Consider the following 12,055-nt stretch of genomic DNA (forward strand, 5'->3'; position numbering starts at 1 on the left):
TGACAGGATTTGCCTTCTTTTATATACAAATGGAACAAACAATACAAGTGGATCAACTTATTTACCAACACTCGGACCCCATTACACTCGAAAGTGGCGTGGTACTCCCGGGTTTTCATTTGCAATACACGACCTATGGTACGCTGAATGCAGCGAAAGACAATGTTGTCTGGGTTTTCCATGCCCTGACCGCCAGCAGCGAAGCTGCCGACTGGTGGCCGGGACTGGTCGGAGACAACAAGATCTTCGACCCCAAAGAGCATTTTATTATCTGCGTGAATATGCCCGGCAGTCACTATGGGAGCACCTATCCGCTGGATACAGATCCTAATACCGGAGAGCCGTACTATCATGAATTTCCCCTGTTTACGCTGCGTGATATGATCAGCACCTACCAACATCTTCGTGCCCATCTGGACATCGACAAAATCTGGATAGGTATTGGGGGCTCCATGGGCGGCATGCAATTACTGGAATGGGCTATTATGGAACCAGACCGTTTTGAAAATATTATTCCCATTGGCACCAATGCCAGGCATTCGCCCTGGGGTATTGCCCTGAACGCTTCCCAGAGAATGGCAATTGAAAGTGACTGTACCTGGTCCTCTAAAAGCGCGGATGCCGGCTATAACGGTATGAAGGTAGCCCGTTCCATTGCGTTATTATCCTATCGCGACTATACCGCCTATAATAAGACACAGCAGGGATTTAGTCCGGAAACAGCGGATAAACAGATAGACAGTCAGATTTTCAGGGCAGAGACCTATCAGCGTTATCAGGGTGAAAAGCTGGCCAGGCGTTTTAATGCCTTCAGTTACCATTCGCTCAGCAGGTCTATGGATAGCCACAATGTCGGGAGAAACCGTGGATCCGTTGAACAGGCGCTGGGTTTAATCAATGCGAGGACACTCATCATCGGCATTTTTACAGACATACTTTTCCCGCCGGATGAACAGCTTTATCTGGCCGAACATATAAAAGATGCGGAAGTGCATATTATTAACTCTATGTATGGTCACGATGGCTTCTTACTTGAATTCGATACGATTGAAAAATTAATAGCACGCTTTTTAACCCCCAAAAATTAAACCCAAATGAATAATAAACATAAAGACATCGTCATAGGCATGTTTGGATTCGGCGTCGTTGGAGAAGGTCTCTATAAGATCCTGCAACAGACCCCTTCTCTGAATGCCCGCATCAAAAAGTCCTGTATCAAGCATCCGGGTAAGAAAAGAAATGCACCGGAAGAGCTTTTTACAACTGAAAGGGATGTGTTACTGAATGATCCGGAAATTAATGTCATCGTCGAAGTAATTGATGATTCACAAGCAGCCTATGAGATTGTCAGCACCGCGCTTAAAAACGGTAAAGCGGTTGTCAGTGCCAGTAAAAAAATGGTGGCAGAACACCTGGCAGAATTACTGGAACTGCAAAAACAAACCGGCCAGCCATTCCTTTGCGAAGCGGCGGCCTGTGCCTCTATTCCGGTGATCCGCAATCTTGAAGAGTATTATGACAATGACTTACTGCATTCTATCCGTGCTGTCGTCAATGGCTCGACCAACTTTATCCTGACCAAGATGTTTGATGATAAGATTGGTTTTCAGGATGCCCTGATATTGGCACAGCAATTAGGCTTTGCGGAAAGCGACCCTTCCCTGGACGTTGAAGGGTTTGATGCAGTCAATAAATGGGTGATTTTGCTCAATCATGCCTATGGCATTGTTGAAACCATTGACAAGATCCTTTTCTCCGGTATACAGAATATACAGCTCTCCGATGCAATGGTAGCCAAAGAGAAGGGGTTTGACATTAAACTGGTAGCCCAGGCTAAGACTTTGCTTAACGGCAAGGTTGCCGCCTATGTGCTCCCGGAGTTTGTGAAGCTGGACGATCAGCTGGCTTTTGTCAAAAATGAATTTAATGGAGTGGTTATTGAAAGCGGGTTTGCTGACCGTCAGTTCTTCTATGGCAAGGGGGCGGGCAGTCTGGCCACCGGTTCGGCTGTAATGAGTGACGTCTCAGCCTTACGTTATGGTTATAAATACGAATACAAGAAACTTTATCATCATACACCTAAGGAACTAACCAGTGATTTCTATGTCAGGGTCTATATTAGTTTTGATGATATTAAAAAGATCCGTAAGGAAGATTTTGAGTGGATTGAAGAGTGGCATGCTGGGCTGGAAAGAAGCTATCTGACAGGTGTTATACATTTTGCAAAACTGCAAAAAGATAACTGGTGGAAAGAAAACGGCGTCTCCCTGATTCTGGCTGCCGATGGCATTATTGAGGAAATTGATTCCCGTAATGCGAAACGCCGCAGTCTGGAGTTAGCCGGTATCTGTCTTTAATGCCGGATAAATAACGAAGTTTTATAAGTTGTGGTTCATATTTCATTAAGTCTTAAGTGATGACGGCAATCGCCATTCCGTTATTCATTTAAGACTTTTTGCTTGCCAAATCATTGTAATATCTGATTTGACTGTCTTACAACCTTTTAACCTTTCTTGCTGCTGTATCCCCGCATAATTTTGGTAAATTTGTTTAGGAAGGGGTATTTATAATACTATCAGCTGGCATCTCGAAAACTGGACGATTGTGGCAAGGTCTGTGCCTCTTTGTTCATTGACCGGTTCTTATTTCCATAACGCCTTTTACCTCTCATTGGCTGTTTCAAGGTGCTGCGTCACTTAAATATTCTTTTATGGAATTAAAACATTTTATAGACTTCAGAAAAATGCTGCACCGGTTTCCCGACATTTCCGGTAATGAGGCTGCCACCCGGGAGCTGTTACGTGCATTTGTAGAACCCTTCTCTCCTACAGAAATACATGAAGTAGGCGGCAACGGCTTAGTCCTGGTGTATAAAGGCGGCAAACCTGGAAAGCGTATGCTTATCAGGGCAGAGCTGGATGCCCTTCCCATTCAGGAGAGCAACACCTTTGAACACAGATCTACCTACCCAGGCAAGAGCCATAAATGTGGCCATGATGGCCACATGGCCATTTTAGCCCGGTTAGCCTGGCTATTGCATCAGCGTCCTCTAACGAAAGGTACAGCCTATCTGCTCTTTCAACCGGCGGAAGAAAATGGTGAAGGCGCACGAGCCGTATTATCTGATCCGGTATTTAAGAAAATTGTCGGTAACAAAGGGCCGGATCAGGTAGTGGCCTTACATAATATACCGGGTTATAAAAAAGGAAGCGTGCTAATACGCGAAGGCAACTTTACGCCTGCAGTCCGATCGATCATCGTCCAGTACAAGGGCAAAACCAGCCATGCAGCCCAACCAGAGACAGGTATCTGTGCAGCACCTGCCATTGCTGTTTTTTTGCAAAAGGCATTGGAAATGGCCCGCACCGACCCACAAGCCGCAAATTTCTTTCTGGTATCTCCTGTCTATATACACATGGGTGAAAAGTCCTATGGTATCACTGCAGGAGATGGCGAAATTCACCTGACTATCCGGTCCTGGGAAAATAAACTGCTGGACAAACGATCCCATGAAATGGAAAGACTGGCAGAGTCTATCGGTACTGAATTCGGACTTGGAACACAAATTGGCTGGACCGAACGCTTTGAAGCCAATGAGAATGATGCGTCTGTCGTCAATCAGATCAAGGCTGCTGCCTTGTCTCTGGAGCTATCCGTTCAGTTTCTGCCGAACCCCATGAAATGGGGTGAGGACTTTGGATTATTTACCCGGCAGTTCAAAGGAGCCATGTTTGGTATGGGCGCCGGCGAAGATCATCCGGCCTTGCATAATCCAGACTATGATTTTGTGGATGAATTAATAGCACCGGCCAGCGATATATTTGAAAAGGTATTACGAGACTATTTAAACAAAGAGGACTAAGCCACTATGGAAAACACCAGTGAGATTGTTTTAAACCCGGAGGCACTGGCCTTTAATCTTGATTTTTTACGTCAGGAAATGGGGCCCGATGTAGAAATTTCTTCGGTTGTCAAAGGAAATGCATACGGGCATGGTATAGAAGCGTTCGTTCCGCTCGCAGAGAAGCTTGGTATACGGCATTTTTCTGTTTTCAGCACCGGCGAAGCTGCACGGGTAAGTAGCGTACTCAGAGAAAAAACCTCTGAGATGATGATCATGGGTGATATTGCTCCCGGACAGTTAGAATGGGTCATTCGGTCAGGATTTTCCTTTTTTGTTTTTGACATGGGGCGGCTTAAGGAAGCGATTTCATTGGCCGCAGTACTCAATATTCCTGCAAAAATCCATCTGGAGCTGGAGACAGGCATGAATAGAACAGGCTTTAACCAACAGACAGTCATCAAAGAGGTCATTCCTTTTCTGATGGCTAACAAGATGCATTATGTTTTCAGTGGCCTCTGTACACATTTTGCCGGAGCAGAAAGCATTGCCAATTACCTGAGAATTGAAAGGCAGCAGAAGCGCTTTGTCAAAACACGTAAGTTATTTCTTCAGGCGGGACTGACGCCTGAACGCACGCATACCTGCTGCAGCGCCGCAGCCATTCGGCTTGTGAAAATGCGTTTTGACCTGGTCCGGATCGGCATTTTACAGTATGGATTCTGGCCCTCCCCGGAAATTAAAATTGAATATTTGAGAAGCAATAAACTGCCGAACTTTAACCTCCACCGGGTCATCACCTGGAAAAGCCGGCTGATGGCCATCAAAAAAGTTTCCATGGGCGAATTTATCGGCTATGGTAACAGCTACCAGGCATCTGAAGATATGCAGGTCGGCATCGTTCCGGTGGGATACAGCAATGGCTATAGCCGCACACTGAGCAATTCCGGGAGAGTATTGATCCGGGGCGTCAGAACAACGGTCCTGGGCAATGTCAATATGAATTCATTTGTCATATCGCTTCAGCAAGTACAGGATGCACAGGTGGGGGATGAAGTCGTGCTTATTGGGGCGGCGGATGATCTGGAAATCTCCGTTGCCTCATTCGGTGAGCTGTCCAACCAACTCAATTACGAGCTACTTACCAGACTCCCCATGGACATACCGAGAATTTATTTAAACCAGTAGCTCCTGTTATATTGTGTTGACCGGCGTCATTCAGGCTTGCCGTCTGTCTTTACCTTCAGTCAAGCCTCGATTGAGTCTACAACCCATATCCTCCTACAATACCTTTTAAAGTCGCACAAGAAAGCCCGCATGCATCATTTGCAAATATGCGGGCTCATGTAAATAAGAAACCTGTTTAAATCGCAGTGTAATAAGGGCTCATGGAAACAGTGCCTTCCATTTAGTCTTCCCAGTCATCACATTTTTGACATAAGCCATCTTGCAATGGTTTATCATACTCAAGGCAGCAATAACAGATCTCGAAATCTCCGGCAATATCTTCCAGAATTTCTCCGTGGTTACAATCATAGTCGACACAGGTGATGAATATTTCTTTCAAAAAAGCCCTGGTCGTATCCTTTTCAAGTTTTTCAAATATGCCCAGTTTCAATGCAGACTTCAGCACATCATTCAGCATATAACTTCCAAGATGATTAGACATGATTCTATACAATTTAAATGGTTATAAAATAGCAATTCTTTACGCCGGTTCTCCGCCTGTTCCTTCACAACAGATTCCAGTTGGTCAACTGATCTTCCGAAACAGTATTACAAGGGAAGTTTCGCGCATTTGAACAGTTCTTTGAATACCGGCGTATCGTAAACGGCAGGCCGCTTGCTGAGATAAGGCATGTTCTTTAATAAATAGAGCCATTTATCCAGCTCTGTTTCCAGCTCATCAATATCTTTATTGAACTTCGGCAACTCAATGGTTATATTTAATATATCTTCAGGCCGCTCGTCAACAGCGGCCAGCCCCACAATATGAATAGGCTCTTCCCGGTCCTCCCAGACAATAAAATCCGCAATATTAATATTGACAAAGGAATCAAACCGTGGCTTTTCCTTGTCCTGCCTGCTGTTACCAATGGCCACTTCTAACCGCTCTATATTTCTTTTGTCGAAGTCCTTCGTTTTATACCTGGCCCGTTCTGCTATTATCAATGCCCTGGAACGCACCTTACAGAGGATGTCAAATTTTTTTGCTTTCACAGACGGAGGAACGAGTAAAAAAGAATCTCCTGAGACAAACTCCGCATCACTAAAAAAATGTTTGCTCCCAAAAATGGCATTTGCAAAGGCGAGAAACCGGCTATAATCATGTTGGGCATTAAATATCTTGTCGAATCCGTGCCAGGTCATCAAATCGAAATATCGCCCTTTTGGCGGGCGGGGTTGGGGTGAAAACGTAGATTTCATTATACAATGTCATTTAAAGTGAATAAACAATAATTCTTTACCTGCTTTTTCAAACAAGTTCAATGGGCAGCACATAAGGTCAATTGCCCTTCAAAACGAGATGTCAGACCCCATTTTACAATCAACAACCCAAAAGGGAGTAATTGGAAAAATATTATAGCAAGCTATCTTTCGAATGGAAGCTTCTGTTTTTCATAATCGCTATTGCAAAAGTCCGTATAAGGGCTCCTTTTACCAATTTTAGCAGGGAATATTTTAGTCAGGTTATTCACATCTGTAATGCAGTGAGGATAGGCATTTGGGGGAAGTCGAAAAATAAATGGGAAAAATATACCTCTTTCATAGAGCAGCAGTCAAAAAACAGACATCGTCGAAAGCACCACAGGCAGGGTCGTTCTTATTCATATTAGCAGCTTTGGTTCTTCCCTCAATCAAATTACAAACAAAAAGCCCGCAACATGCATATTGAATTTGCATGTTTGCGGGCTTTTGTTATCTGTCAGGAGGCGTTACCGCCGCTGCTATTAATCAAATTTAAGATCCAGACCTAATCCTCGTAACTCATGTACCAGTACATTGAAGGATTCAGGGATACCAGCCTTCGGCAGGTTGTCTCCCTTAACGATGGCCTCATAAGTCTTGGCACGACCGATGATGTCATCAGATTTAATGGTTAACAACTCCTGCAGGATGTTGGCCGCACCGTATGCTTCAAGTGCCCAAACTTCCATTTCCCCGAAACGCTGACCACCAAACTGAGCCTTACCACCGAGTGGCTGCTGAGTAATCAGAGAGTATGGCCCGATTGAACGGGCATGCATCTTATCATCGACCATGTGGTGCAGTTTGATCATATAGATCACACCAACAGTGGCCTTCTGATCAAAGCGCTCACCGGTTTCGCCATCATACAGATAAGTATGACCCATGGATGGAATACCGGCTTTCTCACAGTATTCTGCGATTTCTTCCGGTTCTGCACCGTCGAAGATCGGCGTTGCAAACTTGACCCCCAGATTCTTACCGCACCATCCCAGGATAGTCTCATAGATCTGTCCGATATTCATACGGGAAGGTACCCCCAATGGATTGAGGACGATATCTACCGGTGTACCGTCTTCCATGAACGGCATATCTTCTGCTCTTACAATCTTGGCCACAATACCCTTGTTTCCGTGGCGGCCCGCCATTTTATCCCCTACTTTCAGCTTACGCTTAACAGCTAAGTATACTTTGGCCAGCTTCAGCACACCCGCAGGCAGTTCGTCTCCGATAGAGATATTGAATTTCTCTCTCTTATAACGTCCCAGTTCTTCGTTGTACTTGATATTGTAGTTATGTAACAGGATATTGATTTGATTATCAACCGTTTCATCAGAAGTCCATCCTAATGGATTGACGTTCTGATAATCGACGGAACCGAGATTCTTCTGATTGAATTTCGCTCCTTTACCGATCAGCATTTCTCCAAAATTGTTACTTACACCGGCAGAAGATTTTTCCTTCAGCAGGGTTTGCAATTTTTCCAGGAGCAGCGTTTTCAGTCCGGCTGCGTTTTCATTATGTACTTTCTCGATCTTTTCCAGTTGGGCTTTCTCACGGATCTTACCGTTCTTGTCTTTTTTCGCTCTCTGGAAGAGTTTTTTGTCGATGACCACCCCTTCAGTACCATTAGGTGCTTTCAGAGAAGCATCCTTGGCATCACCTGCTTTATCTCCGAAAATCGCTCTCAGGAGCTTTTCCTCCGGTGTCGGATCGCTTTCACCTTTAGGAGTGATTTTACCGATCAGGATATCCCCTTCGCGAACAGTAGCACCGATACGGATAATACCATGCTCGTCCAGGTCCTTAGTCGCTTCCTCAGATACATTGGGAATATCAGCGGTTAACTCTTCTTCCCCTAATTTGGTATCACGTACTTCCAATTCATACTCTTCAATATGTATGGAAGTGAACAAGTCTTCTCTGACAACTTTCTCGTTAATTACGATGGCATCTTCAAAGTTGTATCCTTTCCAAGGCATGAAGGCTACCTGCATGTTACGTCCCAGGGCCAGTTCTCCGTCCTTGGTCGCATAACCTTCTGTCAGGAAGTCTCCTTTCTTCACATGCTGCCCTTTCTTAACGGCCGGGCGCAGATTAATGGAGGTTGCCTGGTTGGTTTTGATAAACTTCGTGAGCTTATAGACAATCAGGTCATCTTCAAAGCTAACCAGTCTGTCTGCATCGTTTCTGTTATATCTTACATGCACCTCTTTAGCATCAACAAATTCAACAACGCCATCTCCTTCAGCATGGATCTGGATACGGGCATCACGCGCGGCTTTGCCTTCCAGGCCAGTCCCTACAATAGGTGCCTGTGGTAATAATAATGGAACCGCCTGACGCTGCATGTTCGATCCCATCAGGGCACGGTTGGCATCATCATGTTCCAGGAAGGGAATCAAAGAGGCACTCAGACCAACAATCTGGTTAGGTGCCACGTCCATATATTCCACATCACTTCTGTCCAGTACAGGGAAGTCACCCGTCTCACGACTGATGATACGCTCATCCACAAACACACCCTTATCATCTAATGGCGCGCTGCTCTGGGCAATCTTGGCCTCATCTTCCTCTTCTGCGCTCAGGAATTTCAAATGCTTCAAATCCACTTTGCCCTCGTGCACTTCATGATACGGCGTTTCAATAAAGCCCATATCATTAATTTTCGCGTGTACACAAAGCGTAGAAATCAAACCAATGTTCGGTCCTTCCGGCGTTTCAATGGTACAAAGACGACCATAGTGAGAATAGTGTACGTCACGCACCTCAAATCCGGCACGTTCGCGACTCAGACCACCGGGTCCCAGTGCGGAGATACGGCGTTTGTGGGTGATCTCGGAAAGCGGATTGGTCTGATCCAGGAACTGAGAGAGCTGAGAAGTACCAAAGAATGAATTGATCACAGAGGACAGGGTACGGGCATTGATCAGGTCAACCGGCGTAAACACCTCATTATCACGTACATTCATTCTTTCGCGGATGGTTCTGGCCATACGGGCCAAACCAACACCGAACTGCGCATATAACTGCTCACCTACCGTTCTTACACGACGATTGCTCAGGTGATCGATATCATCAATTTCTGCTTTACCATTGGTCAGGCGTACCAGATACTTGATGATTTCAATAATATCTTCTTTGGTCAGGACTTTGTTCTGTAATTTCTGCTTGACGTCGAGCTTACGATTAATTTTATAGCGACCGACTTCACCCAGGTCATAACGTTTGTCACTGAAGAATAATTTATCAATAATACCACGGGCAGTCTCATTATCCGGCGCATCAGCACCGCGCAATTGACGGTAGATAAACTGAACGGCTTCCAGTTCTGAGTTGGTGGTATCCTTATTCAGGGTATTATAGATGATAGCGTAGTCTCCACCAACGTCTTCACGCTGGATAAATACGCTTTTCACTTCCAGGTCAGCGATCAGCTGGATGCTTTCTTCATCCAGTACAGTATCACGTTCCAGTACTACTTCGTTTCTTTCCAGAGAAACGACTTCCCCGGTATCCTCATCCACAAAATCTTCTACCCATGCTTTCAGGACACGGGCAGCGAGTTTCTGGCCTTCATGTTTTTCCAGGGATTTTTTATCGGCAGGCACTTCAGTGGCCATACCAAATAATGTCAGAATATCCTTATCTGTCTCAAATCCGATAGAACGAAGTAAGGTAGTAACCGGGAATTTCTTCTTACGGTCGATATAGGCATACATCACATTATTAATGTCTGTCGCAAATTCCATCCAGGCACCTTTGAAAGGAATCACTCTGGCAGAATAGATCTTCGTTCCGTTGGGGTGTGTAGACTGCCCAAAGAATACACCGGGTGAACGGTGCAATTGGGATACGATAACACGCTCAGCACCATTGATCACAAAGGTACCTCTAGGGGTCATGTAAGGAATGTTTCCTAAGAATACATCCTGTACAATGGTCTGGAAATCTACGTGCTCCTCATCGTTACAACTTAACCGTAATTTGGCTTTTAACGGTACAGCATAGGTGAGTCCGCGCTCCATACATTCTTCAATAGAATAACGGGGAGGATCCACAAAATAATCCAGGAACTCCAACATGAAGATATTACGCGTATCGGTAATAGGAAAGTTCTCTTTAAATACACGGAAGAGGCCTTCGTTATTACGCTTATCGGGCGTTGTTTCTAATTGGAAAAATTCGCGGAAAGATTCAAGCTGAATGTCTAATAGGTCAGGGGTTTCAGCCAGGTGTTTGGTTTTACCGAAGCTGATCCTGTTGGTAACTTTAGTTGATGACATATCTGATTTTAACCGGTTTTACTTAATTAAGTCGAGGCAAACAGCAGATAAAAACAGGAAGAAATTGGCCATTTTCCTATTTTATCTGTTTATTTACCCAATTTTAAAGGGCAACAAAGGTACGAATTGTATCATTACCGGCAAAATGAATTTTCCTTGCCGCTGAGAAATTCATTTTACGGAGGATATTTAACTTTTTTCTAAGGATTCAACCTTCTCCCTCACCAAATAATGCAAAACTCCCCCCTACCCAGCTCTTATTTTTATTCTGGGCTACTCCGACCATATTTCCCTTTGTAAGTCTTGCCAGATTACAAATGGCTATTGGTCGGTCCGCACCTTCCGGCCAGACATAAAACAACCGGATCTCAGCCTTGGCTGCTGTATCCGGAGTCCGGATCACCGGGGCATAATTAACCTTCTTCTGCAATATATAATTACTATATTGTTCAACGGGTACCGAGGCTATGTCTGCCTCTGTCACATCAATAACAACACCATTGCCGGCGAAAGAAAATAACGGTTTCAGTACATAGTTTTCCAGATCTCCGGGAAAAGTCGTAAAATCAGAAAGCAATCTGGTTTCGGGTATCCCGGGGTTTGACAGTAATGGCAATGTAAACTTGCTAAGCCGGTAAAACCAGTTAGGATGGGTAATCCATGTGATATCCAGTGGCTCCATGAGCATTTCTGCCTGTTTTCGCACCTCGGGTGGCTGACCGGAGAGCTCATCGAATATCAGCCGGTTATAGATCCGGTCAATCCTGATATCCCTGCCATTCCTGTTATAATATAGCTGGCTTCCTTTTTTTCTGAGTTCCGTCAGGCAAACAGTTGGGATGTCAAAATATTTTTCTGTGTACAGAAAGTCTATACGCGTTTTCTGTTTTTCGGGGAATAGTTCGAGTAAAATAGTATGTGGGTATGTATTGTCTTTATTCTCCTTCCCTTTTAATAGCTCCCCCAGGATCGATTTTACTTTTTCGTCATCAAAGTTCTCCATAAAAGGAGTAAAGCCTTCCGGTAGCCGGTAAGCTGTTGCCGCTGCTTTATACTGCTGAAGCTGATAGGCAAATAAGGTTGGAAAACCCTGCATTTCTATTAGTTGTAGGCTGTAATTTCCGTCCTTGTCATCGCAAATCCCAAAGTCAAATATAAGAAAATGGGGGTATCCCTCATCCCCGGGCACTTTCAGGCCTTCTGGGATCGCCATTTCTGTCCTCCGCATAAAATGGGGTGACTTAACCTGATCAATAATGTAGTCACAAACAACCTGCATTTTATGCAAAAAACCAGTCGATATGAAGACTGGCGTTTCCGCCACTCTAAAATCCAACGCATCGGGGAAATCTGCTTTCAGCAAATGCAGATACTCCTGGTATTTCTCCTGGTTAAAATCGCTATTGAACTGACGGCGTGGCTGCGCTAGCATATAAACTGTGGGTATTAAGGGGGTTAA

The 12,055-nt window shown here is 44.7% G+C and carries 8 protein-coding genes; 4 read left to right on the forward strand and 4 right to left on the reverse strand.

Annotated elements, in window-relative coordinates; all coding sequences use genetic code 11:
- The first annotated feature begins 29 nt into the window (after positions 1-29).
- From K9M52_RS06590 to alr, 4 genes are all read left to right on the forward strand, one after another.
- Positions 30-1,088, forward strand: coding sequence for a homoserine O-acetyltransferase family protein (locus tag K9M52_RS06590; protein WP_224071267.1), 1,059 nt, complete (start codon positions 30-32; stop codon positions 1,086-1,088).
- A gap of 6 nt (positions 1,089-1,094) precedes the next feature.
- On the forward strand, positions 1,095-2,357 hold the full coding sequence (locus K9M52_RS06595; RefSeq protein WP_224071268.1) for a homoserine dehydrogenase: 1,263 nt from the start codon (positions 1,095-1,097) through the stop codon (positions 2,355-2,357).
- Between the two features lie 353 nt (positions 2,358-2,710).
- Positions 2,711-3,862: an amidohydrolase gene (locus K9M52_RS06600; RefSeq protein ID WP_224071269.1), complete on the forward strand. Its 1,152-nt coding sequence runs from the start codon at positions 2,711-2,713 to the stop codon at positions 3,860-3,862.
- A gap of 6 nt (positions 3,863-3,868) precedes the next feature.
- On the forward strand, positions 3,869-5,029 hold the full coding sequence (gene alr, locus K9M52_RS06605) for an alanine racemase (protein ID WP_224071270.1): 1,161 nt from the start codon (positions 3,869-3,871) through the stop codon (positions 5,027-5,029).
- A 220-nt stretch (positions 5,030-5,249) separates the two neighbouring features.
- On the opposite strand, the gene K9M52_RS06610 is transcribed toward alr, so the two are convergent.
- The 4 genes from K9M52_RS06610 to K9M52_RS06625 all read right to left on the reverse strand — a co-directional run bounded on the left by K9M52_RS06610 (position 5,250) and on the right by K9M52_RS06625 (position 12,028).
- The gene (locus K9M52_RS06610; RefSeq protein ID WP_224071271.1) at positions 5,250-5,510 is read right to left on the reverse strand and encodes a hypothetical protein; all 261 of its coding nucleotides are present in this window, start codon (positions 5,508-5,510) and stop codon (positions 5,250-5,252) included.
- Between the two features lie 107 nt (positions 5,511-5,617).
- A complete protein-coding gene (locus K9M52_RS06615) occupies positions 5,618-6,268 on the reverse strand; it encodes an Rpn family recombination-promoting nuclease/putative transposase (protein WP_224071272.1) in 651 nt (216 codons plus the stop codon).
- Between the two features lie 524 nt (positions 6,269-6,792).
- The gene (rpoB, locus tag K9M52_RS06620; protein WP_224071273.1) at positions 6,793-10,596 is read right to left on the reverse strand and encodes a DNA-directed RNA polymerase subunit beta; all 3,804 of its coding nucleotides are present in this window, start codon (positions 10,594-10,596) and stop codon (positions 6,793-6,795) included.
- A 208-nt stretch (positions 10,597-10,804) separates the two neighbouring features.
- On the reverse strand, positions 10,805-12,028 hold the full coding sequence (locus K9M52_RS06625) for an ATP-grasp domain-containing protein (RefSeq protein WP_224071274.1): 1,224 nt from the start codon (positions 12,026-12,028) through the stop codon (positions 10,805-10,807).
- Positions 12,029-12,055 lie beyond the last annotated feature (27 nt).

Origin of the sequence: Arachidicoccus terrestris, from assembly GCF_020042345.1 — a bacterium.
Taxonomy (GTDB): domain Bacteria; phylum Bacteroidota; class Bacteroidia; order Chitinophagales; family Chitinophagaceae; genus Arachidicoccus; species Arachidicoccus terrestris.

Bases quoted from the DNA above. Each gene is read 5' to 3' on its own strand.
- K9M52_RS06590 (WP_224071267.1), top strand. From the start codon at position 30: ATGGAACAAACAATACAAGTGGATCAACTTATTTACCAACACTCGGAC.
- K9M52_RS06595 (WP_224071268.1), top strand. From the start codon at position 1,095: ATGAATAATAAACATAAAGACATCGTCATAGGCATGTTTGGATTCGGC.
- K9M52_RS06600 (WP_224071269.1), top strand. From the start codon at position 2,711: ATGGAATTAAAACATTTTATAGACTTCAGAAAAATGCTGCACCGGTTT.
- alr (WP_224071270.1), top strand. From the start codon at position 3,869: ATGGAAAACACCAGTGAGATTGTTTTAAACCCGGAGGCACTGGCCTTT.
- K9M52_RS06610 (WP_224071271.1), bottom strand. From the start codon at position 5,510: ATGTCTAATCATCTTGGAAGTTATATGCTGAATGATGTGCTGAAGTCT.
- K9M52_RS06615 (WP_224071272.1), bottom strand. From the start codon at position 6,268: ATGAAATCTACGTTTTCACCCCAACCCCGCCCGCCAAAAGGGCGATAT.
- rpoB (WP_224071273.1), bottom strand. From the start codon at position 10,596: ATGTCATCAACTAAAGTTACCAACAGGATCAGCTTCGGTAAAACCAAA.
- K9M52_RS06625 (WP_224071274.1), bottom strand. From the start codon at position 12,028: ATGCTAGCGCAGCCACGCCGTCAGTTCAATAGCGATTTTAACCAGGAG.